The organism is Pedobacter gandavensis, assembly GCF_032678465.1.
GTDB lineage: Bacteria > Bacteroidota > Bacteroidia > Sphingobacteriales > Sphingobacteriaceae > Pedobacter > Pedobacter gandavensis_B.
This window is the reverse complement of sequence record NZ_JAVTSK010000006.1, coordinates 359,989-383,728: the sequence shown is the minus strand read 5'-3', so window position 1 is coordinate 383,728 and position 23,740 is coordinate 359,989. Positions and strand designations below refer to the sequence as shown.

Genomic DNA, 23,740 nt, shown 5'->3' with positions numbered 1-23,740 from the left:
CAGGACAAAGGTGGTTCCGGAACTGAAGCTTTGCGGCTTATGGCTGGAAGAGCAGGGCTTTAATGCCGGGGGGATGGTTGAAGTGGTGATGTGTTATCTTAGTCAAAGTGGGATCAACGAGCCACCCAGATACTTCAGGATAGACAGCAACAATTTCTTTTGCAGAATATTTTTCAAGTGCAAACTTCTCATCGCCATCCTTATTTGGAATTGTATAAAGGTTCTTACTTACACAAATATCCCTTGTACTGATTAGATCTTTTTTTGGCTCTAGTTCATTTCGCCGTTTAGCTTCAACAAGATGGATATCTTCTGGAGAAAAAGCAAAGTTTTTAAGATATGATTTAGGTATAAAGTGTTGATGTTTTAATTTTGCCGTCTTTTAAAGTTAGAAAAAATGCTATGAAAAGAGTATATAGGGCTCATAATCTTTTAATCACGGGTTCGACTTCGAAACTTAATCCAGAAATAGAAAAGAAGGGCAAGATAATTTAGCAGATTTCCCACATAACTAGCTAGATAATAACAGATTATTAGGGTGAAACTATTTTGTTAAGCAATCAATGTAAGTAGCTGATGAATAGCTTTATATGTTTTATGTATTGAAAAACGAGTAATATCGCATAATAACGCAAAATAGAAACCTAGAAAACTATCCCGAATTGTGTTTTAGAAGAGTTTGTATTTTGCGTTATTATGCGATATTGGTTGTTTGCTAATGTTATAAATTTAGCGATATTTCTCTCTTAGTAATGCCATATCCGCACCTATCTTAATATCCAGTACTTTCGCATAAATCTGGGTTGTTCTGATGTTAGTGTGTCCCAACATTTTTGATACACTTTCAATAGGAACACCATTTAGAAGGGTCACCGTAGTTGCAAATGTATGACGAGCAATATGGGAACTTAATGGTTTGTCAATTTCGCATAGAGTTGCAATTTCTTTCAAATATTCGTTAATCTTCTGATTGCTCGCTACCGGCATAGCTCTGTCCTTAGTAAGGCAATAGTCATTTTCACTATATCGGTCTAAAATAGTCATTGCAGAAGGCAGTAGGGGAATGGCCGCACGGATATTTGTTTTCTTTCTGTTGGTGAAGATCCAGTAGTTTCCATCAACCCCTTTGGTAATATTTGAAAGTTTTAGTTTTTGAATATCAGCGTAAGCAAGGCCGGTAAAACAGCAGAACAGAAATACATCTCTAACCTGTAATAGCCTAGCGGTACTAAACTGTTTTTGCGCAATGCGTTGGATTTCATCCTCAGAGAGAAATGGCCGTTCGACAGGTTTAGATTTAAGTTTATATCCAAACATCGGGTCGTTGTCGATCCATTTCAGGTTTAAACAAATGCGGATAATTTTGCCAAAATTTTTAAGGTATCGGATAGCGGTATTGTTCGCACAACTGTTTTCTGTTCTCAGGTAAAATTCAAAATCGCTGATAAATGAATGGTTAATTTCTTTGATTCCGATATCCGTGATCTTGTATTTTTCGAGCATAAAGGTTTGAAGGTGGCGTTCCAGTATCTCAAATCTTTTTAAAGTTCCAATCGCATATTGTTTACCTACCAAGGCTTTCATTTTTCTGTTATGATTCTTCACAGCCTCTAAAAGAGTATGTGTTGCGGTGTCCTTGCCCTGAAATTTGTTCCTGATACTTTCTGCTGTAATAGGTAAATCAGCTTGAGCCAGATCTTTGTGTGCCCGATAAACCATTGCCTGTAAGTTGTCCAGATAGGCATTAAACCTTTTTGTATCTTCTTTAGTTCCTTTTAATCTTCCGGTTTTGGGATTCCAGTGTTCCGGTTTGCATTCTTGTCCTGTAGTGATTTCCACACGCTTTCCATTCACGGTAATCCTTAAATAGATAGGTGAATCACCGCAAGTATAGTTTTTTTGCTTTTTCATGTAGAAGAGCATACTGAAATTCATTTTCATAATCAACTGATTTAAGGTTAAACAAATGTAGCCTTGCAGTTAATGGACGTCAAGTCGTTCAATGAATGAACTTTCTGTAATTCAGAATGTTACATATTTATTCGGTGAGTCGGGGGAACTTTAATTTACTCACCGAATCACTCACTTTTTATATGTGATTTATTGAATAAACGGTAATTATGGGTAAAAACAAAAAGCCTGCAATCAATTGAATTGCAGGCTTTTATACGTTTTGTTACTATTTCTGGTGATCCCGCTGGGATTCGAACCCAGGACCACTACATTAAAAGTGTAATGCTCTACCAGCTGAGCTACGGAATCATTTATGTTCCCTTGTTTCGGGAGTGCAAAGGTAGAAAAATAATATTAACTTGCTAATTAATTTTCAAAAAAGTTGTGTTACTTGTTGAAGTATTTCTGTTTCCTTTTACTCTAGTAATGGTATAGCTTTAATAATCAAATGTTTCAGGGTTTTCTTAGCGCATCGTTATTTTTTAATAAATATATTGCAAGCCAGCTCAAAACTAAAAAACAAACCTGCTGACAAATCAATTTAGCTTAACTACCCCAAATCCTATTTTTGAAAATATCAAAAGTCTGCTTCAGGTGACGGTTAAATACCAGTAAAACCACTAAAACAATCAATCCTAAACCAATAACCGTAAATATCTCCATATTAGATAATAAAACACCTTGCTTTCTCATGTTTCCTGTTAGCTGTTGCATGGCCAGGGAACTGGCCTCATCGAAGGTAAAACCTTTTCCTTGGAATTTCTGGACAGATCTACTCAGTTGTTCCTGAATTTCGGGCCGTTCTGGAATGATCGTTTCCCTAAACTTATTATAGTGTTTTTGCTCCAGGAATACCTGGGCATTTTGCATCAGACAAAAACCGATGGTGCTACCCCAGAATCTTCCAGTAACACCTACAGTGCCAGAAAAAGGAGCCAGCTGAGCTGGTACAGAAGAAACGGTGAATAGTACCAATGGAACAAAAAGTATTCCTACAGCCAGGCCTTGAAGTATGTACGGGAAAACAATATCCTGTAATGTTACATCAGGAACAAAAAGAAATGTAAACCATAAATGATAGATCGCCATTAAACTAAAGCCCAAAATGAAAATATACCTTGTCGCTATAGAACGGGAAAGCAGGATGGCAGCAATAAAAATTCCGATAAGGTCACCCAGCGCATTTAAATATTGAATATTAGCGACTCTTACTGGCTCCCAATTCCAAACCTTACTCATCGTACTGTGACAAATATTCAAACTAGCTCTGGAAATATAAAAGAGCACAAATAAAACTAAACCAGTGCGCAGATTGGCATAGCGAAAAACCTTTAAGTCAAAACAGGGACGTTTAACCAACATTTGTCTCACCAGGAATAAACCAGAACTCAGTGTAGTCAGAGCTGTAGCCAGAATAATTTCTGAGGATTGAAACCAGTATTTTTTTTCTCCATAGACCAATACAAAGGCCCCACAAAGAATGGCAGTATGTACCAATACAAAACTTGCCCAGTCGATCTGGTAAAGTGGTGTCTTTTTATGGAAACGATGCCCATTAAATGTAATCAGTACCAATGCCACACATAGAAATTGAAAAAATGCCGAACCATAGGCCATATATTTCCAGTCGTAATTTTCTAACAACCAGACCACAATATTCATGATAAAAGGTGAGGCGATGAGTAAAGTACCATAAGTCAGGGAAAAGACCACAATGATGGCGTTTTTGGATTTAAATCTTGTCAGCAATAGTAATCTTAAAGGAATCCAGGGCAGGGCCATTAATACACCTTCAACCATTCTTAAAATGATAAACAACACATAATCGTGGGTGTAGGCCGAGATGATGAAGGTGATTGCTGCCAGAAAATAGATGGCCATGAAATAATTCCGGGTTGGAAAGAACTTAAAAATTCGACTTTCAATCAATATAGTGGCCAGGAAGGTGCCGTAAGTGATGCTCATCGCATATTGTAAATCCTCGACTTCTACATCCAGAAAACTAGCTGAATAGGTCATATTGGAGGTGTAAAGTCCCAATAAAACCATGGAATGCAACATGCAAAAGATAAGCACAGCTTTTACTGCCCAATCTGGCATCCAGGGTTTAAATACAGTTTGACTGGCCATTGCTATTTCTGGTGATTGGCCACAACGATGACATTCATGCCGGCACGTAGAAACTCAATTTCCTTTGCAGGATCAGTAAGTTTAATTCTAACTGGAATGCGTTGCTCAATTTTAACAAAATTACCAGTGGCATTATCCGGCGGAAGCATGGAAAACCTTGCACCACTTGCCGGAGAGAAGGATTCAACAAGTCCATTGAATACCTGATCACCACTCGCATCAGCCTTAAATGTAACCGCCTGACCGATTTCAATTTGTCCTACCTGAGTTTCTTTATAATTTGCTGTAATCCATTTCTCCTGACTGACAACTGAAACCAGCGTCTGTCCTTCTTTTACCAGTTGCCCTGGCTGTATGGTTTTTTTACCCACCCAGCCATCGTAAGGTGCAGTTAAAACGGTATAGGAGAGGTACAATGCTGCATTATCTACTGCTGCTTTTTTACCACCAATTACCGTTTTTGCGACTGGAACCTTAGCATTGGCTTCCAACGTGCTTAACGCAGTAGATTGCAAAGCATGCATAATCTCTTCATAATGTGCTTTTGCAGAGTCATAATTTGTTCTCATCGTTTCTACCTGCTGCTTAGTAGCTGCATCTTCCTTGAATAATGCGGTATACCGTTTGTATTCTTCATCAGCCTTCCAGACTTGCGATTTTGCCGCATCCAGCTGAGATTGCTGAACTGCAGTGTAACTCCTGGTTGTCGCTACGTTTTTTTGTAATACACCAACGTTTTCTTTTGCGTTTTCAACTTCAGATAAGGCCATGTCCAGGTGTGCCCGGTATTCCCGGTTGTCGATTATAATTAAGGTATCTCCTTGATGCACAAATTGATTTTCTAGGTATTTGACTTCTTTTACGTAACCAGTGATACGAGTGACTACTGGGGTAACATATTGATCAATCTGTGCATCATTGGTTTCCTCATTATTGTTGTAAAAGATGAAAAACCAGATGCCCATGATTAGGCCTCCTGCAGCAATTAAGCTGGCAATAATGGTAAATAGGGTGTGAAATGGGCCATGCGGTGCAGGCGTTTTTGCTTTGTTCATATGGTATAGGATGTTATAATAACCCTGCTGCGTAACGCAATTCGTAATGTTTCATTAATGCGTCGATTCTGGTAGAAACGACATTGTATCTGGCCTGAAGTAAAGCATTGTCGGCATCCAGCATATCAGTAACCAGGGCCAGTTGATTCAGGTATTTCAGTTTGATGATCCTATAGTTCTCCGTAGCTTGTTTTTTTGCTTTCTCTGTGAGGGGAAGCTGATCCATGATTTCTTCGTACCTGTTGTACTGTTTAAATACCTCCTCGCTGATCTGGTTTCTCAAAATGTCTGTATTTGCTTTTTCTTCCTCCATTCTTTTGTCGGACAACTTCATTTTGCTCTTGTTCTTGTATAAATCAGACAAGCTGAAATTCGCCTCTATACCAATTTTACCCATGGTATAGCCATGGTTACCAGGCGGAAAGAAGAGGTAATTCGGATAATTATAGCCATAAGAACCAATCAAAGAGAGCTTTGGATAGTAATTGCTTTTCGCAAGGCGATGTTCTGTCTGACGGATGGCCTCCTCTTGTTTTGCAATCCCCATTTCTTCCTTTTGAAAGCCAGACTGCAGGTAGTATTGGTAGTCTTTTATTTTTAATGCATTGCTAATTAGCGATGTAGTGTCCAGTAATAAATGGTTTTCTTCAGGTATTTCCAGTAAGGTTTGTAAGTCGTGCAAGCCAATAGCAATGTTTCTTTTATTGGATAATAGACGCAACTGCATGTCCGACAACTGTAATTCCGCTCTTAAAACTTCATTCCCAGTTACTGTCCCATTGGCTTTAAAGGCGCGGATTTCTTTCAAACGATCTTCTTCTTCTTTGATGTTTTCCAGGATCAACTTCTGTAATTCCATAAGTTTAAACACTCCTAAAAAAGTGGCTACTACTTCAATTTTTACATCATTTACCGTTTTTTGAACCTTTAATGCACTGATTTGTTCCTCTTGTTTAGCTTTTTTGATACCGTATTTAATCTGTCCGCCATTGTAAAGTGGCAACCTCGCAGTAGATGAAAGGTCTGCGATTTCAGGTATAGTCGCGGTTTTCATTTTTCCAGATAAACCGTGTTTGTACTCGGTGATGTCAGTGATTCTGGCATAGGAAGCATGGAAACCGACATCCGGTAAGCTCATTTCTTGTTTTTCTTTCCTTTCTTCTTCAGCGATTTTTTGCTGTATCCTGGATTTTTGAACACTTTTGTTGTGCTCAGTTGCCATACTGAGGGCTTGTGGAAGACTTAAAACCTGTGGCTGTTGAGCTTTAACTGAGAGCATCATTGTCCCTGTTAAGAATAGTGTGCCGAGAAGTGTTCTCTGTTGATTACTCAAGGCAGTTAATAATTCCCTTGCAATAAGGGGGAGCTTTTTCATTGTGTAGAATTTTCATTACAAAGTTGCAAGCTTTAGTGATGGCTTGATTATCTTTGTGCGTCAAATGTTTATTCATTTCCGCCATGTCTAATATTCAAAAAGATTACTACCTAACAGAGGTTGATAAAGACCCAAATACCATTTATTGTATGCATGATCTTATGGGGGAGCAGGATATCTCGGCTCATCAGCATCTGAAAGGGCAATTTCTGTATACTGAAGGAGGCTTGGTTCATGTCAGTACAGCAGAAAAGACGTACTTCCTGCCTGCCAGACATTATATGTGGATTCCCCCGGCTGTGATGCACAGCATTCATCCAAGCTCTGCAGATGTAACCATGAGGAATCTTTATTTTCCGGTAGAGGAAAAGGAGCATCCCTTTTATGCTCAAAAAGGAATTTATCCAGTGAATGATTTGTTGCTTCAAATGATCATATTCAGCAACCGATGGAGTGGGGATATTGATCAGGATGATCAGAATTCATATCGCTTTGCATTGGCTTTAAAAGCAATTTTACCAGAAGTGAGTTTGTATAAATTACCATTGGCATTACCTTATGCGAAAGATAAACGCCTTGCCGCAGTGATTAAATACATGGGCGATAATTTATCGGAAGCGATCGTGTTTCCTGCCCTGGCTACACAATTTGGACTGAGTGAAAGAAGTCTTTCCCGTCTTTTTCAGGGAGATGTAGGCATGTCATTTATTCAATACCTAACGATACAAAGAATGATGCTTGCGGTACAGCTTTTATTGGAGGATAAAATGTCGGTGAAGGAAGTCGCTTCTATGGTCGGTTACAATAGCATTCCCACTTTCAGTACAACTTTTTATAAGACACTAGGATTGAGGCCATCAGAATATGTGAAAATGAAAGGGGTTTTAGGTTTAGATGCTATGCTGGCATAATAAGATACGCAATTGGCCGGAAAGGATACCTTTTGGCTGATTAATGCGGATAAATTTGTGTTCTAAACCAAATGTATGTACGCAGATAGAATACTGAGGGAGGAATTAATTTCCAGAATAATGACCTCAGAACAAGCCGCACAGCTCTTTAAAGACAAAATGGTGGTGGCTTCCAGTGGATTCACCAAGGCAGGGGATAGTAAAGCTGTGTTGGCTGCAGTTGCAGAACGCGCAAAAAAAGAACCGCTAAAGATCACACTCATGACAGGTGCTTCTTTAGGTCATGGCACCGATGGTGTTTTAGCCGAATCGGATGCCCTTTCTTTACGTCTTCCTTTTCAGGTAGACCCAGTTTTGAGAAAGGCAATTAACAAAGCAGAAGTCCTGTTTATTGATCAGCATTTAGGCGAAACTGTCACACTTCTGAAATCAAATCATTTTCCTAAAATAGATATAGCAGTGTTGGAAGCTACGCTGATTGAAGCAGATGGAAGTATCATACCTACCACATCTGTAGGGAATTCAGCGTCGTTTGCTGCATTGGCAGATCAGGTGATTATCGAAGTAAATACAGCGATTCCTTTTTCCATTTGCGGCTTGCATGATATCTTCTCGGCAGGAGAATACCCCAACCGTTCTGAGATTCCAATTGTAGCTGGAGCAGATCGTATAGGGCGCAGTTCCATTTACATCGATCCTAAAAAGATCATAGGGGTGGTGCTCACCAATAAAACGGATAGTCCGGCAGAAATTGCTCCGCCGGATGAGTCTACTACAGCCATCGCCAGACATCTGGTGAACTTCTTTTCAGAAGAAGTAAAAAAGGGTCATTTGTCTAAATCTTTACTTCCATTACAGGCAGGTATTGGTAAGGTAGCCAATGCAGTTCTTCATGGATTTATGGATGGAGAATTTGAAAACCTGACCATGTATTCAGAAGTTTTGCAAGACAGTACCTTTGATCTATTGGACTCAGGTAAAATGACTTTTGCCTCTGGCTCCTCGATCACGGTTTCGGAAGCATACTATCAAAAGATATTTAATAATTTCGAATCTTATAAAGACAAGATTATCTTACGTCCACAAGAGATTAGCAATGCAGGAGAGGTGATTCGTCGTCTTGGGGTCATTGCCATCAATACCGGTTTGGAATGCGACATCTATGGTAATGTAAATTCTACCCATGTAGCAGGAACAGATATGATGAATGGAATAGGTGGATCTGGCGATTTCGCCCGTAACGCTTATATGAGCGTTTTTGTAACGCAATCTGCTGCAAAATCCAATACCATTTCACGGATTGTTCCTATGGTTTCCCATGTTGACCATACGGAGCATGATGTGGATGTGATTGTAACCGAGCAGGGTTTAGCTGATCTGCGAGGTTTAGCACCGAGACAGCGTGCTAAAGTGATCATTGAAAATTGTGCGCATCCGGATTACAGGGAAGAGCTGCTGGATTACTTCGAAAGGGCTTGCGTTCGTGGCGGACAAACACCTCATCTTTTAGAAGAAGCATTTTCCTGGTATAGCCGTTTGCGGGAAATGGGTACGATGAAGAAGTTTGCAGATTAAAGATCTGCAAACTCCCATGCGCTTTGGTAAGCCTCAACCTCTTCGGCATAGCTGATAAAATCAGCATAAAACGGAAGGCGCGATAGGGTGGCACTATCACCAACCACCACGAGTTTCTTTCTGGCGCGCGTCATGGCAACATTCATTCTTCGGATGTCCGATAGAAAACCAATACTGCCTTCATTATTGCTCCTGGTCATGCTGATATACACCATGTCGCGTTCCTGTCCCTGGAAACTGTCAATTGTGTTCACTGAAATTTTATCGGCATAAACCATCAGTTCCGGCGAATGTAACATCAATTCTTTCATGAGTAAGACCTGCTGCTTATAAGGAGAGATCAGGGCGATGCTTGGAAAATCTGCTGCTGTATAATGGTTTTCAAGTCTGATCACGAGTTGTGTAAGATGCTTAAACAGGAATGCCGCTTCTTCCGGGTTAGTGGTGCTGCTGCCTTCGGATTTCTCTTCAAAGCCACAGCCTGCAGTATCCAGGAAGGATAGCGCTGGCTCTTCAAAAAATAAGACCTGTTCCGCAACAGTATCATGGGCTATCAATTTGTTGCCATAAAATACCTTTGAAGAATAACTCATGATGGCCTTATTCATCCGGTATTGCTCTTCCAGAAGGGTTACAGCTTCCGGATGTATCATCGTAGTTTTCTCTAGCAGGGTGGTACTCAAACCATTTTTTGCAGCCTCATTCGATTTTATCGTGGGTGAAAGCTGACAATGGTCTCCGGCAAAGATGACTTTCTTTGCTTTGAGGATAGGAATCCAGCAGGCAGGCTCCAGGGCTTGTCCGGCTTCATCAATCACCACAGTATGGAATTTTAAGCCCCGGATCGTATAATGATTCGCGCCTACCAGGGTAGCAGTCACCACTTGTGCTTTACTCAGCAGATCGTCGATCATGTATTGCTCGGTATTGCCTACTTCCTTCATGATTTTATGTGCTTCATCAAACAGTGCTTTACGCTGTTCCTTTTCCGCACGTCCGAAATTTCGCTTGTACTTATGGGCCATGTTTTTATATTCATTAGCCTGTTTCTTTAAGGCGCGAATTTGTTTCATATGCTCATGTTCAGCCAGTTTGCCATCGAGTGTTAAAGACAAGAGTCTCTCTGAAACTCTGGCGGGATTTCCAACACGTAAAACATTCAGGCCTTCTTCATCCAGCTTTTCTGTGAGCAGGTCTACCGCAGTATTACTAGGAGCTACCACAAGAATTTGTTGGTGATCCTGCTTGATCAGGGCTTTGATGGCCTGTACCAGGGTCGTTGTCTTTCCTGTTCCCGGAGGTCCATGAACTATGGCCAGTTCCTGGGCAGAAAGGATTTGATCAACTGCCTGTTGTTGCAGGGGGGTTAACCCTGGAATTTTATAGTGAGGCTGTTCAGTAGAGAAGGTTGGGCTCGCCTCAGCGGTTAAGATCTTAACCAGGCGGTTATCTTCGGACTTTTCTAATGATGCAGCAGCTTGTTTCAGCGCCTGTTGCATTTCATCGTAACTGTTGTTGTCGAACAACACATCAATACCGAGCTTACCGTCACGTGTCCAATCCGGCAGTTCATCCGTCTTTAGGGTGATCTTCAGGCGGTTTCCACTTTGATGGGTAATGGTGCCCTCTATACGATCTTTAGGATCATGATTCGAAAATAAAACGGCTGATGCACCAAAGCGAAGTTGGTGTACAATGTCTTGATGTGTAGTGCGTTCAGCTTCTACAGTTAAATAATCACCTCTGCTCATTTCTGAGCCTCTGATGGCTATAGGGTACCAGGTTAATCCGTTTGCTCTACGGGTAGCTACAGAAGAAGATTCTGTTAATTGTAGGTAAGACCTTAAGTCTTCTTCGCGTTCAATCTTTAATAACTCAAGGAGTTTTTTGAAATATTCCAACAGGTATGGGGCTTATGCTAATTGTTTTTCCATAATATAATCTTCCATCAGGAAACCATCGCCAATATCGATATTCTCTTCTCCGACTTGTTCAAAGCCTATATTTTTGTAGAATTGAAAAGCAGAATTGTCGCGGTTTACGTTCAAAGAAAGCACATTGTTTTGGTTGTCTTTGGCAATTTCAGAAATGGTTTTCATCAGTAATTTGCCAACACCCTTGCCCTGTGCTTCTGGAAGTAAATAGATCTTGTGAATTTTTGTTTTTGCCTGAGCCTTGTAATCCAGTTCATAGGAGGCGTAGCCCAGGTCCATTATCTCGTCCTTTACCAACAAAAATCGATGACCTTTTTCTGCTACCTGTTCAGTTAATGCAGCAGTGCTATACATCATTTCCAGCATATAGCTGATTTGTTGTGGAGACAATATTTCGCCAAATGTGGCAGGCCATGTTTTGTTGGCGATCTTTTGGATCACCGGAAAATCATTTGATGTGGCGGTATAAATGTTAAGCATAGGTCTTAATCAGTAGTTCTTTTGAAGAATGCCGAGCGTTAAAAATTAACGAAATCTCCTAAATATATTTAGAAAGAATTATCTTAACAACTAATCCCATAAAAATGATAGAAGGTTAACAATATGTCCGGACCATCCGACTTAAAAATTGATACCTTTATTGTTTTAAAAGAAAATACTATGAATACTGAAAAAGCCATTTTAGCAGGCGGTTGCTTTTGGGGAGTAGAAGAGCTCATCCGTCATCAACCAGGCGTAATCTCAACAGTAGTTGGATACACCGGAGGGGATGTTCCTCATGCTACTTACCGGAACCACGGAACTCATGCAGAAGGAATTGAGATTGTATTTGATCCTTCCATTATATCTTACCGTAGACTTTTAGAGTATTTCTTTCAGATTCACGACCCAACTACAAAAAACAGACAAGGAAATGATATCGGGAGCTCTTATCGTTCCGCCATCTTCTTTTTAGATGAAGTACAACAATCAACCGCACAGACTTTAATCGCAGAATTAGAAGCTTCGGGTAAATGGCCTGGTAAATTTGTCACTGAAGTGGTTCCTGCAATGGATTTTTGGAATGCAGAAGAGGATCATCAGAATTATTTACAAAAGGTACCTTATGGCTATACCTGCCATTATGAGCGACCGGACTGGAAGTTAAGTTAGTGAACACAAGATAAGAACAACATATTGGTTGGACCATTGGTTCAACCATTTTTTTTGCCTGTTGGCGAAGGATTACATCCTTGAAAAAGGACTATATCATTTGATCAGAGGGAGCCTCAAATAAAGCTTGTAATGTTTTGCTAAGCGCAGGCTGACTAATATCCTCCAATGTATATTGATCAAGATACTCATACAGCGCATTTTGTGCACCATTTAATATCCCTTTTAAACCGCAATCTCCGGCAAGGATGCACCGCGGATTTTCACAATTGATTAACTCTTCATCTTGTTCCAATAGTCGGACTAATTTCCCGATTTTGTAGGTTCCCGCAGAATTAAACAATCGTAACCCGCCGCCTCTGCCTCTTTGAGCATCTAAAACCTCATTATTAGAAAGAAACTGAACCACTTTAACCAGGTGATTTCTCGAGATTCCGAACTGGTCAGCCAGCTCTGTAATGGTCGTTGCTGGCAAATGTGCTGGCTTCCGGCTCATGTACATCAGGATTCTCAATCCATAATCGGTAAATTGGTTCAGTTTCATATGTTGATTAATTCAATTGAATTGTTTGTGGACCAAATTCTTCAAAGAATAGCTTTTTACGATCCACACCTAAAGCAGACAAATCGTTTATCGCTTTCTCAATAAATGGTTTGGGTCCACAAAGATAGTATTCTGCTTCCGGTATCAGGAGCATTTCAGTTATTTCAGCAACATTCATACGTCCCGAACGACTATCTTTTGACAATACATTGTCTTTTGTAGAGCTTTCTATATTTTCATAGAATACCACATGTTCAAACCAATCGTGTTCCATTTGCCATGCGTTGATCTGCTCACGGAAGGCATGTACATTTTCCGAGCGACAAGCATGTGCCCATTTCACCTGACGTTGCTGATCTGATTTAGTTAGAAAGTCAAGGATGGAGATGAATGGAGTTTGACCTACACCTGCACTTAAAAGAACCAAAGGAGTGCTGTGTTCGGTGCTTAATACGAAGTCTCCAGCCGGAGTCGTGGCTTCAATTACAGCGCCTTCTTCAAGCTGAGCATGTAGTAAATTAGAAACAGTTCCAGCTTCTTTTTCCTCATTTCCTTGTTCTTTTTTCACTGAAATGCGGTAATATGCAGCATCCGGTGCAGAAGAGATGCTGTATTGGCGCGGTTGATAAATGCCTACAGCCGGAACAAATACTTTAATGCTTAAATATTGACCTGGCTGGTGTTGAACCACTTCAAGCCCATCTTCAGGCCTTAAGTAAAACGAAGTAATCTCCTCAGATTCGGGTACTTTCTTATCAATAATGAATTTTCTCCAACCTGTCCAGGCACCAGGAACTGAAGCCTTTTCTAAATAGATTGATTTTTCAAGATTGATCATCAAGTCGGCAAGTTGCCCATAAGCTTTAGCCCATGCAGCTATCAGATCGGCGGTAGCTGCATCGCCAAGTACTTCTCCAATAGAAGCCAGCAAATGCGCACCTACAATGTCATACTGTTCTGCAGTGATCTGTAAACTGGTATGTTTATCGCCAATTCTCTGAAGTACGGGTAGGAGTACCCCCGGATTTTCTATGTTTTCAGCATATGCAAGAACAGCAAGTGCCAAGGCAGTTTGTTGTGTCCCATTTTGTTGATTTCCCATGTTAAAAGTATTTCTCAATTCTGGGTTATACTGGAACATTCTCTTATAAAAATGCTGAGTTAATAATAAACCATGTTCTCTTAAAATTGGTACTGTGGCCTTGATCAGACCTATTTCTGTTGTGCTAAGCATAGTGATATTTTAAAGTTGCATCAAAAATACAACTTTAAAACCGGACTCCTAATTTTACAAGAATTTTCTCAGGATATTACATTGAGCAGATAATAGGAGGGGCGAAATATTTTGTCGCAAATGCCCCCTTTTATTGTCTGATGAAACCAGCACCGACACCAGACGGAATGTTTAAATTTGGATGATAGAATTAACCGAATACATTTAGGTTTTGCAAAAAAGCAGGACCACGAACCTTAAAACCCTAACAATGGCAACTATTAATCCTTATTTAAATTTCCTTGGAAATACAGAAGAAGCATTCAATTTTTATAAATCTGTTTTTGGCGGCGAGTTTGCAATCATACAACGATTTAAAGACACACCGCATGGAGACAATATGTCTGCAGATGACAAAGAAAAGATCATGCACATTTCCTATCCGATTGGTAACGGAAACGTACTGATGGGTACAGACGTATTGCCTGCTATGGGGCAGAAGCTCAATATTGGGGATAACTTCTCGATTAGCATCAATGCAGACAGCGAAGAAGAAGCTGATCGTCTATTCGCCGGTCTTTCCCCGGGAGCAAACGTGGTGATGCCCCTGGAAAAAGCATTCTGGGGTGCTTATTTTGGAATGTTGACAGATAAATTTGGTATCCAATGGATGGTCAACTTTGATTACCAGCAGAAATAATCAGCCAATAATGGAGCTTGATGGACAATGTTGACATTGTAAATCAAGTTTGCGCCCAGGCAATGGGAAAGAAAAGCGTGCCTTTCAGGAGAAAGACACGCTTTTCTTTTTAGATCAGGCCTGATATTGGCCAGACTAAGTGAATTGCTTAATTTAGGCTTTTGAATTATAGCAAATATACGCATGAGTAGATTGAAATTAGGCTGGATAGGTCTTGGAAATATGGGAACGCCAATGGTAAAAAACTTACTAAAGGCAGGATTTGAAGTGGTTGTTTTCAACCGTACGAAACAAAAAGAAGAAGAATTGATAGCCCAGGGTGCTATAAGCGCAGAAAACCCAAAGGCATTACTGGAAAGTTGTGATGTGGTGTTTACCATGTTAGCCGATGATCAGGCTGTTAAAGCTGTTTTTGAAGGCGAGTATGGGCTATTGACTAATGGAGCATCCGGTAAAATGATCATTGATATGAGTACTGTTTCACCAGATACGTCCAGGTATTTATCTGAAGCCTGCCAGCATAAAGGTATTGATTTTCTGGAAGCACCAGTCTCGGGCAGTGTAAAGCCTGCACAAGATGGTACTTTGATTATCCTTGTTGGAGGAACTGCTGCCGCATATGAGAAAGCAAAACCCGCTTTTGAAGCGTTAGGGAAACTATCCCTTCATGTTGGAGGAGCTGGGGTAGGTAGTTCTGCCAAGCTGGCGATCAATTACCTGTTGGGACTCAATCTACAGGGATTGGCGGAAACCGTACTTTTCGCGGAAAAGAATGGGGTAAGTAAAACAGATATGTTGACCATTATTAACGAAGGTGCCTGTGGTAATGGCATTACAAAACTGAAAACACCGGCCATATTAAATGAAGAATATCCTGCTGCTTTCGCACTGAAACATCTGGTTAAAGACCTCCGTTTGGCTAAGGAAGCCGGTTTACAGGCACCATTAATTGATCCTTTATTTAATAGTTTTCAAAAGGCACAAGAGGAAGGTCTGGGAGAAGAAGATGTCATGGCAGTGATCAAATCACTGGCTAAAAAATAAATGAAGGAATTAGCTTTTGCACAAGTCCAGCTACAGGAATGTCATCAGATCTGGAATCTGCAGGCGGATGGTGATGCTTTTGCCAGTAATTCCGGTCTGTTACAGCCGGTAATTTATGAAGGTATCCCCGCGATGCTTAAAATTATGATTGCTGACGAAGAACGTCGTGCAGCCAAACTGATGGTACATTATGCTGGAAACGCTGCAGTTAAGGTATTGCAACATCAACCAGCGGCTTTATTGATGGAAAGAGCGAAAGGAAGAGGTTCACTGGCAGAGATGGCCAGATGTGTTTCGGATAAGACAGGAGATGATCAGGCGAGTAGGATCATCTGTGCGGTTGCCGCTAAATTACATCAGACAATAGTTTTACCAACATTGCAGCTCATTCCTTTATCAGCATGGTTCAAGTCCTTGTTTTTTGCCGCTGAGCAATTAGGAGGGGTTTTTGTAAGCTGTGCGGAAACGGCCAGGCTATTGTTAAATAAGCCCATGGATGAAGTCGTCCTGCATGGAGATCTTCATCATGGAAATGTGCTGGATGCAGAAGAACGTGGTTGGCTGGCTATCGATCCTAAAGCGCTATATGGAGAACGTGGTTTTGATTTTGCCAATCTCTTTTGTAATCCGGACAGCGGGATGGCCATTCAGCCGGGTCGATTATCCAGGCAATTGAATGTAGTGGCTGCTGCCGCAAATCTGGACCCTAAACGACTACTTCAATGGGTGCTTGCCTGGGCGGGGCTTTCTACGGCATGGATGCTGGAAGATGGCAAGTCAATAGCTGAAAAACTACAATTCATTTCTATTGCTTTGTCGGAATTGGATCGTTATTAAAAAACAGCAGCCTCGATAAAAGCAAACAGCACTTAAATAAAAAAGGAAGGAAACCAGAGTTTCCTTCCTTTTTTATATTATTCGGCCAGATTAGTTTTTAGGCTGTACTCTACCTGATTTTCTATCCTGAGCTCTACCAATCACATATCCTGTACCTGCACCAACAACACCACCGATGATTGCACCTCTGGCATTGTTTTTATCCACCAGGATACCGCCAATCGCTCCGGCGCCAGCGCCAATTGCTGCACCTTTTGCCGCCTGACTCCAGCCTTTTTTCTTAGCAGGAGTAGCTACTGTATTTGATGAGGAAGCAGAAGATGCTCTTCTTTCTGCAGCCTCATTACGCTCTGCTAAAAGAAGGGTTCTTTTTTCTTCCTGTATACGTGCAGTTTTAATTTCTTCTTCTTTTACTTTAGCAATTCTCTCTTTTTCCAAAGCATCCGCTCTTTTGAAACTATCCAATTTCAGGCTATCTTTTATAGCAACAATCGCTTGTTGTTTGATCATTGCTTCTTCTTTTGCGTTATTTGAACATGCAGATAATAAAATCGCTAATGCTGCTACTGAAAATATCTTTTTCATAATTTTGAATGTTGTTTACTACTGTACACCTGTAAAAATGATGCCAAACTCTTGATTTAGCGGAGAAATCTAAATAAAAAGTAACTAAAATGTTGCAAAGTATTACCGCGTTTAAAAAGTATTCGGTTTATAAATCATTGATTTTCAAAGGAGAATTACACGCTTAAAAAAAAGTATTTTTGTTAAACAATTTCCTTAATAATGATGTTTCCGGCCTCGCTAAAACAGACCTGTTTTTAGGTCTAGCCACACTGAAAACGTCATTTAATCTTAGATTATTACCTTTTAAACCCAAAGAAGGACCGGAAGCATACCCCAGTAAAGGAGTACCATCATCCATTGCAGGGAGAAAATATAGGCCATCATTTCAATACCAATGGATTGGTCAGTCTGTTTTTTTTTGATTGTGCCCCATACTCCGAATAATAAGGATAAAGGAAGCATTATGGTCAGGACCGCTAAAACTACACTAGCCAAGGTGGGGTCTCCCATGCTCGTAAAATGTTGCATCAAAAAGAATGGAATCGGAAGTAAAAGAGCCAGAATGCAAATTGAAGGCATGGCAATGGGCTGTTGTAAAAACGCTTTTCTATTGCTTATCCATTTGATCAATCCTGAAACCAGCAGATAGAGCAAGCCCAGCAAACCAAGAATCAAACTCATCAACATCGTCCATAAATAAAATGAACTGATTTTCTTATATGTTTTAAAACCGTCAGTAATCAATCGGTTTTGTTCCCCATCAGTAAAGAAAACATGAGAATCAGCGAGCTTATCTGAAGCTCTAAACAAATGATGGCTTGTTGGTTTCAAAATTTTGGGATCCTTTTGCGATTGATGGAATACCAGATGATCCTTCCCAGGAATAAGGGTAACAAAGCCACTTATAAAATCAAGATAGGCCATGAATTTAAACTGATGGCCCAATTCCACATAATTTCCTATCCAATGTTGAATGTCTACTGGCATACTTCCAACAGGAACAGCTTCTTGCTTTTTAAGGTTTAAATGTTGGATTAAGATCTTATTGAATACCTCATAATTCGCAGTTTCACTATCCATATTATGAGTAATAAAGAAAGCTTTCTTTTCTTTTGGAAAGAGGTACATCATCGCATGGTAACCTACCGTATTCCCTGAATGTGCCAGTCCAACAACCTGATGCCGATCTCTCTTCATCAATCCAGCTGCATAACCCATATCCAAACCATGCAGTTTGGCTTCTGTATCGGCACCTGGATTTCCCATACCGGCCAATAGTTCCTTATCAATAAAAGAATATCCACGCAGTTGACCAATACCCATTAAAAACCGCATGAAAATCCCCATATCATAAGCAGTTGTGGTAAACTGACCGGCAGGACGGAGATACATAGGAACCGCAGCTTGTGTTTTCATTTCCTCCAGATGTCCCATCGCCAATCGCGGCTCAGGATAATTGCCTTTCTGATTCACAAAACTGAAAGTACTTTCCTTCATACCAAGAGGCTGCAAAAGATAAGTATCCAGGTAATCTTCATAGCGCTGCCTGGTTACCGCCTCTATGACCATCCCCAATAGGGTATAACCCATATTTGAATAGGAGAAACGACTTCCCGGCCGACTATATATCTGTAAAACGGAAGGTTCCCTGCTGAAACTTTCAGCCAATGGGGTATTTGGAGTCACTTGCTTAGAAAACATCTGCCATATACGTAGGTTTTCCAATCCGGCGGTATGGTCTAACAAATGCTTAATGGTGACTTTTTCTTGTGCTGACCAGGGATTTTGAAAATGAATATTCGGTAAAATCTCTTCAACCGGACTCTCCAGACTGATTTTATTCATCGTTACCAGTCTTAAAATTCCAGTCGCAAGGAGTGTTTTGGTAATGGAACCGACCTGAACTTTGTCGGAGCTAGTCAATGTCTGTTTCGTATAAGCGTTTTTTATTCCGCTCGCATCTGTCCAAATCTGCCCAATGGAATCTACTGTAGACCAGGCTGCTCCGGCTAATTTTTCATTAGCCAGTGCAGCACTGATATTTTGATGTAATGTTTTTTTTGAATTTTGAGCGTTACTGGATAAGCTAAAAAGGCACAATAATAGGCTTAGTGCGGATATTTTGATCATATTTTGCAAAGCTATCCATATTTATTTAAACAAAAACGCATCTCTTATTTATAGCCCTTCCAATTGTTGGATGATGCTTATGAATAATTGTTACAAAAACTGGATGTTTTCGAGCAGCGCCCCTTGCTATTGTTTATATATTCTTGCTTCTTCTAAATCCAGACTGCTTTCCAGGTCACGAATAACCTCATCATCATATTGTTTGGTGGATCTTAATTTATTCAATTCTTTTCTTCTCAATCTGATCAGATCCAGCATGACTTTGCCGTACAACTTTCTTACAGAAGCGACCTGTTCTCTTTGCTCCGTTAAAGATTGTTCTGTAGCATTGATGCTGCGTTCCAATTGTTCTTTAATTCTTGCAATGGTTTCAAATTCTCTCATTTCCTGATTGTACTTGTTGTTCAGGAAGGTCACAGATTCTTTGGCCAGTTGTAACCTGATGGCTTCTTTTTGCTGCTCAAAAGGAACATGATCATCCGTTTCTTCTACTTTCAATAACCGGAGAAAAATGGGAAGGGTAAGGCCCTGAAATACCAGGGTTACTAAAATCACAATGAAGGTGATGAACAGGATCAGATTTCGATGTGGAAAAGCCTCACCATTGTCTAAGGTTAAAGGGATGGCCAATGCCGAAGCCAGGGAAACTACACCACGCATACCCGCCCAACCAATGATGAATGGCAGTTTAAAACCTGGACTTTTCTCTGATTTCCTTATTTTTGGACTCAGGAATCTTGGGAGATAACTCACTACATAGACTAAAATGATTCTGGCAATGATCACGATCGCAGAAATAATCAATCCGTAATGAATGGCTTCCTTAATCGAATAACCATCTAATGCGGCAACGATGACTGGTAATTCGAGACCTATCAGGATGAACACAAAACCGTTCAAAAGAAAACCTACCGTAGCCCAAACCTCCTTGGTTTGAATCCTGGTATGGTAGTTTAAGAAATCATTAGAACGGAAGGAGAGAAATAAACCACCGCTCACTACAGCCAGAACACCCGACCAGTGGAATTCCTCTGCCACGATATACATCAGATAAGGCGCGATTAAAGTAATAGGAGTAGTGATACTGGATGATTTTGCCCAATACCTCAATACCAGGTACAACACATGGGCAATGGCTAAACCAACAAATACACCCATCACTGCCAGCACTAAAAAGTCTGTAGCAGCTTTTTGGAAAACAAACTGACCAGTCAGGATAGAAGCCAGGGCAAACCTGAACACGGTTAGGGAAGCTGCATCATTGACCAGACTCTCACCCTCCAGCATGGTTAAACCTCTTTTAGGCATATTCACACCCTTTAATACTGAAGTAGCGGCTACGGCATCAGGAGGAGAGATGATCCCACCCAATAAGAAACCTAAAGCCAGTGTAAAACCCGGAATGATACTCACTGAAAAATATGCAATGGCAAGAGAGGTGATCAACACCAGACCGAATCCCAACAACATTATGGACCTTTTCCATTTCCAAAAGTCGTTCCAGGAAGTGTACCAGGCCGCTTCAAATAACAATGGGGGTAAAAAAATCAGAAATACGATGTCAGGATTGATGCTGATTGCAGGAACTCCAGGGATAAAACTGATGCCCAGTCCACCAATCACCAGAAATATAGGGTAGGAAATTTTCCAACGTTGACTCAACAAATAAAGGAGTGCCATTGCAAAAAACAAGGCAAGGATCAGCAGTAAATTGGCGTGTATCATGGACAAAAATATAAAAATATCACTTTCTTTCGCCAACTTGTTGCCTCCACATAGCGTAATATAATCCTTTTTGCTCCAGTAATTCGGCATGGGAACCGGATTCAGAGAGTTGTCCTTTCTCTAAAACATAGATCACATCGGCATGCATGATGGTCGACAACCGATGGGCAATCACTACTGTAATTCGTTCTCTGCTCAACGAAAGATCACGTATGGTGGTCGTAATTTCTTCCTCCGTTAAAGAATCCAGCGCTGAAGTTGCTTCGTCGAAAATCAGTAGTCTTGGATTTCTCAGTAAGGCTCTGGCAATGGAAATTCTTTGTTTTTCACCTCCCGATAGTTTCAATCCGCCTTCTCCCAATAAAGTATCCATTCCTTTTTGCGATTTTGCAAGAAGGTTGCTACAGGAAGCTTTATCCAATGCCTGCAGCAATTCTTCATCTGTAGCATCTCCTTTGACAAACAAAAGATTTTCTTTGATTGTCCCTGCAAAAAGTTGGGTATCCTGTGTGACAAAACCGATTTGTCGACGAAGTTCATTGTAGCGGATCTCCGTAGAAGGGATGTTGTTGAATAAAATGCTGCCAGAAACCGGTCGGTATAAGCCCACCAGAAGTTTTACCAATGTCGATTTTCCAGAACCTGAAGGGCCAACAAATGCAATCGTCTCAGCGGTGTTGACATGGAAAGAGATACCATCAATGGCATTACTTTGTGCCGTTTTATGACGAAAAACCACTTGATCAAATGAAAGGTTTTGCAAAGGGCCAGTCTGTTGCGGGGAATCCGGTTTCCGTTCTACCGGCTTATGCATCAATTGATCAAAACTATGTACAGAAGCTTCCACTTCCCGATAACTGAGGATGATGTTTCCAAGATCTTGTAATGGGCCAAAAATAGAGGTAGAGATGAATTGCATGGTAATCAGCTCCCCGGTGCTTAATTTATTCCTGAAGATTAACCAGAGTAAAATGAATAAAATAGACTGTTTGAGGACATTGAGCGTGGTTCCCTGAAGGAAAGAAAGCGTCCGAACCCTTCGGGTTTTCGTCATCTCCAGATCGTAGATCTTTTTGGTTTGTAATTTTAAACGACGAATCTCCGGGAAAGTAAGTCCCAGACTTTTCACCAGCTCGATATTTCTAAGCGACTCCGTAATGACTCCTGCCATTTTATTGGTTTCCCGATTGATGGAGCGCTGTACCATTTTTATTTTTTTACTCAATAACCCTGTTAAAGAACCCAACACCAAAATACCAATTACAAATACCGGTACCAGCATCCAGTTTTTTGTAATAGAATACCATATGAGAAAACCCATACCCACAAATGAAGAAAATAGAATATTGATGAAGGCATTCACAAAACGCTCCGTGTCTGTTTTCACCTTTTGTAGAATCGACAAAGTTTCTCCACTATGACTTTCCTCGAATTCCTGAAAAGAGAGGCGCAAAGTCTGACGGATGCCATCATTGAAAATCTGCATTCCAAATTGCTGGACTGCCAGACGGGTATAATACTCCTGAAAAGCTTTGGCAACTCTTGCCGCAATAGCGATCCCGATGGCAACCCCCAGCCAGTACAACACCCCATTTACCAATTCTTGCTGACTTTTATTACCCGGATTACTAGCATATTCATCGATAATCTTTCCAAAAATAATCGGATCTGTAAGACTGAGGAGCTGAGCTATACCGGCAAGCAAAAGCGCCAGAAGCACCCACCATTTTTGTACTTTAAAGTATTTCCAAAGGATCGGCATAGAAAGTAGGTTATGGTATTGCTCAAAATACTAAAAATAAAGCAGTTTTATCATCTGTAGGTCAGCTTTTTGATATCTTTGTATATAGAATAATCCTTTTTAGTGTTCAGGAGTCAAATAATAAAAATTGAGAAGATATGAAAAGTTTATGGTATAAATCGTTCGTCCTAGCAGCTACCGTTTTGTTAACAAGCGGAATCACTGCAACAGATGTTCTTGCCCAAAGAGGACAAAGACCATCTGGTGGTGCAGGCGGTGCTGCCAGACCATCAGTAAGCAGGCCTTCAACAGGTGGAAGCAGACCTTCATTTGATAGGCCTTCGACCAGCAGACCATCTATAGGTGCGCCTTCTACAGGAAGCAGACCCGACAGGCCATCTATTGCTGACAGACCATCGTCAAGTCAGAGACCTTCTGTTGGAAGCAGACCGGATTATAATTACAGACCTAACAGACCTGGGGGAGATTATCGTCCGGGTAACAATTACAGGCCAAATTACAGACCTGGATATAGGCCACATTATAGACCATATTACAGACCTCATTATGGTTATTATAACTATTACAGGCCCTTTATTGGTTTAAGCTTTAATGTATTGCCTTATGGATATTATCCATTCTACTTTGGTTCTGACCGTTTTTATTTCTCTGATGGATTGTTTTATAAACAATACGACAATGAATATAAAGTGGTAGTACCTCCAGTAGGTGCAGAAGTGCCTACACTTCCTGGTGATGCAAAAGAAGTGGTGATCAATGGAGATACCTATTATGAAAGTAAAGGGGTATACTATTCAGTCACTAAAAATGCGGATGGAAAACAGGTCTATGTAGTGGCAGGTAAAAATGGAGTATTGAATACTGATGGAAAAACTGTCTATGTGAACCCTGTAGTTCAAATGGGTGATGTAGTGGATCAACTTCCAGAAGATTCCAGAGAAATACTGATCAAAGGATCTACTTATTATGTGAGTCCGGATGGTGTCTATTATGAAAAAATGGTAGATGGCACTAAGATTACCTATAAAGTAATCGGGCTTGATAATGAGCCCCTGGAAATCGAGTAATCACATTTAAATTCATGATCAGATAAAAAGAAAACCTTTTGATAACCTCAAAAGGTTTTCTTTTTT

The 23,740-nt window shown here is 40.6% G+C and carries 20 protein-coding genes and 1 tRNA gene; 7 read left to right on the top strand and 14 right to left on the bottom strand.

Annotated elements, in window-relative coordinates; all coding sequences use genetic code 11:
• Positions 1 to 37: 37 nt before the first annotated feature.
• The 6 genes from R2Q94_RS22220 to R2Q94_RS13680 form a co-directional block, all read right to left on the bottom strand.
• The gene (locus tag R2Q94_RS22220; protein ID WP_410478545.1) at positions 38 to 307 is read right to left on the bottom strand and encodes a hypothetical protein; all 270 of its coding nucleotides are present in this window, start codon (positions 305 to 307) and stop codon (positions 38 to 40) included.
• Between the two features lie 422 nt (positions 308 to 729).
• Positions 730 to 1,941 carry a site-specific integrase gene (locus R2Q94_RS13700; RefSeq protein ID WP_316822033.1) on the bottom strand — a complete coding sequence of 404 codons (1,212 nt, stop codon included), beginning with the start codon at positions 1,939 to 1,941 and terminating at the stop codon, positions 730 to 732.
• 245 nt (positions 1,942 to 2,186) lie between these two features.
• A tRNA-Lys gene (locus R2Q94_RS13695) sits at positions 2,187 to 2,262 on the bottom strand.
• Positions 2,263 to 2,499: 237 nt separating this feature from the next.
• Positions 2,500 to 4,083 carry an MFS transporter gene (locus R2Q94_RS13690; protein WP_316822032.1) on the bottom strand — a complete coding sequence of 528 codons (1,584 nt, stop codon included), beginning with the start codon at positions 4,081 to 4,083 and terminating at the stop codon, positions 2,500 to 2,502.
• A 2-nt stretch (positions 4,084 to 4,085) separates the two neighbouring features.
• Positions 4,086 to 5,138 (bottom strand): HlyD family secretion protein, encoded by a 1,053-nt coding sequence (locus R2Q94_RS13685; RefSeq protein WP_316822031.1) that lies wholly within the window; start codon positions 5,136 to 5,138, stop codon positions 4,086 to 4,088.
• 13 nt (positions 5,139 to 5,151) lie between these two features.
• Entirely contained in the window at positions 5,152 to 6,513 is a 1,362-nt protein-coding gene (locus R2Q94_RS13680) for a TolC family protein (protein ID WP_316822030.1), read from the bottom strand.
• An 83-nt stretch (positions 6,514 to 6,596) separates the two neighbouring features.
• Here R2Q94_RS13680 and R2Q94_RS13675 point away from each other — a divergent pair, with 83 nt between their 5' ends.
• Positions 6,597 to 7,424: an AraC family transcriptional regulator gene (locus R2Q94_RS13675; protein WP_316822029.1), complete on the top strand. Its 828-nt coding sequence runs from the start codon at positions 6,597 to 6,599 to the stop codon at positions 7,422 to 7,424.
• Positions 7,425 to 7,499: 75 nt separating this feature from the next.
• On the top strand, positions 7,500 to 8,999 hold the full coding sequence (locus R2Q94_RS13670; RefSeq protein ID WP_316822028.1) for an acetyl-CoA hydrolase/transferase family protein: 1,500 nt from the start codon (positions 7,500 to 7,502) through the stop codon (positions 8,997 to 8,999).
• Here R2Q94_RS13670 and R2Q94_RS13665 read toward each other — a convergent pair.
• Together R2Q94_RS13665 and R2Q94_RS13660 are read right to left on the bottom strand one after the other, a co-directional pair.
• Positions 8,996 to 10,900 (bottom strand): AAA domain-containing protein, encoded by a 1,905-nt coding sequence (locus R2Q94_RS13665; protein ID WP_316822027.1) that lies wholly within the window; start codon positions 10,898 to 10,900, stop codon positions 8,996 to 8,998. The two genes, R2Q94_RS13670 and R2Q94_RS13665, sit on opposite strands and share 4 nt — an antisense overlap.
• A gap of 12 nt (positions 10,901 to 10,912) precedes the next feature.
• On the bottom strand, positions 10,913 to 11,413 hold the full coding sequence (locus R2Q94_RS13660) for a GNAT family N-acetyltransferase (protein WP_316822026.1): 501 nt from the start codon (positions 11,411 to 11,413) through the stop codon (positions 10,913 to 10,915).
• Positions 11,414 to 11,593: 180 nt separating this feature from the next.
• On the opposite strand from R2Q94_RS13660, the gene msrA reads away from it, so the two are divergent.
• A complete protein-coding gene (msrA, locus tag R2Q94_RS13655) occupies positions 11,594 to 12,085 on the top strand; it encodes a peptide-methionine (S)-S-oxide reductase MsrA (protein ID WP_316822025.1) in 492 nt (163 codons plus the stop codon).
• A 91-nt stretch (positions 12,086 to 12,176) separates the two neighbouring features.
• Here the strand turns inward: msrA and R2Q94_RS13650 are convergent, their stop codons facing one another.
• Together R2Q94_RS13650 and hmpA are read right to left on the bottom strand one after the other, a co-directional pair.
• Positions 12,177 to 12,629: an Rrf2 family transcriptional regulator gene (locus R2Q94_RS13650; RefSeq protein ID WP_316822024.1), complete on the bottom strand. Its 453-nt coding sequence runs from the start codon at positions 12,627 to 12,629 to the stop codon at positions 12,177 to 12,179.
• 7 nt (positions 12,630 to 12,636) lie between these two features.
• Positions 12,637 to 13,863: an NO-inducible flavohemoprotein gene (hmpA, locus tag R2Q94_RS13645; RefSeq protein ID WP_316822023.1), complete on the bottom strand. Its 1,227-nt coding sequence runs from the start codon at positions 13,861 to 13,863 to the stop codon at positions 12,637 to 12,639.
• A 250-nt stretch (positions 13,864 to 14,113) separates the two neighbouring features.
• Between hmpA and R2Q94_RS13640 the strand changes: the two genes are divergently transcribed.
• The 3 genes from R2Q94_RS13640 to R2Q94_RS13630 all read left to right on the top strand — a co-directional run bounded on the left by R2Q94_RS13640 (position 14,114) and on the right by R2Q94_RS13630 (position 16,423).
• On the top strand, positions 14,114 to 14,542 hold the full coding sequence (locus tag R2Q94_RS13640; protein WP_316822022.1) for a VOC family protein: 429 nt from the start codon (positions 14,114 to 14,116) through the stop codon (positions 14,540 to 14,542).
• 183 nt (positions 14,543 to 14,725) lie between these two features.
• Complete coding sequence (locus tag R2Q94_RS13635; protein WP_316822021.1) at positions 14,726 to 15,586, top strand: NAD(P)-dependent oxidoreductase; 861 nt, start codon at positions 14,726 to 14,728, stop codon at positions 15,584 to 15,586.
• A complete protein-coding gene (locus tag R2Q94_RS13630; protein ID WP_316822020.1) occupies positions 15,587 to 16,423 on the top strand; it encodes an aminoglycoside phosphotransferase family protein in 837 nt (278 codons plus the stop codon).
• Between the two features lie 90 nt (positions 16,424 to 16,513).
• Here R2Q94_RS13630 and R2Q94_RS13625 read toward each other — a convergent pair whose 3' ends face one another.
• From R2Q94_RS13625 to R2Q94_RS13610, 4 genes are all read right to left on the bottom strand, one after another.
• The gene (locus R2Q94_RS13625) at positions 16,514 to 17,008 is read right to left on the bottom strand and encodes a YMGG-like glycine zipper-containing protein (protein WP_316822019.1); all 495 of its coding nucleotides are present in this window, start codon (positions 17,006 to 17,008) and stop codon (positions 16,514 to 16,516) included.
• Positions 17,009 to 17,293: 285 nt separating this feature from the next.
• A complete protein-coding gene (locus R2Q94_RS13620) occupies positions 17,294 to 19,120 on the bottom strand; it encodes a serine hydrolase domain-containing protein (RefSeq protein WP_316822018.1) in 1,827 nt (608 codons plus the stop codon).
• Between the two features lie 126 nt (positions 19,121 to 19,246).
• Entirely contained in the window at positions 19,247 to 20,845 is a 1,599-nt protein-coding gene (locus R2Q94_RS13615; RefSeq protein WP_316822017.1) for a Na+/H+ antiporter, read from the bottom strand.
• Between the two features lie 19 nt (positions 20,846 to 20,864).
• The gene (locus R2Q94_RS13610; protein WP_316822016.1) at positions 20,865 to 22,607 is read right to left on the bottom strand and encodes an ABC transporter ATP-binding protein; all 1,743 of its coding nucleotides are present in this window, start codon (positions 22,605 to 22,607) and stop codon (positions 20,865 to 20,867) included.
• Between the two features lie 137 nt (positions 22,608 to 22,744).
• On the opposite strand from R2Q94_RS13610, the gene R2Q94_RS13605 reads away from it, so the two are divergent.
• Entirely contained in the window at positions 22,745 to 23,674 is a 930-nt protein-coding gene (locus R2Q94_RS13605) for a DUF6515 family protein (protein ID WP_316822015.1), read from the top strand.
• The last annotated feature ends 66 nt before the right edge of the window (positions 23,675 to 23,740 follow it).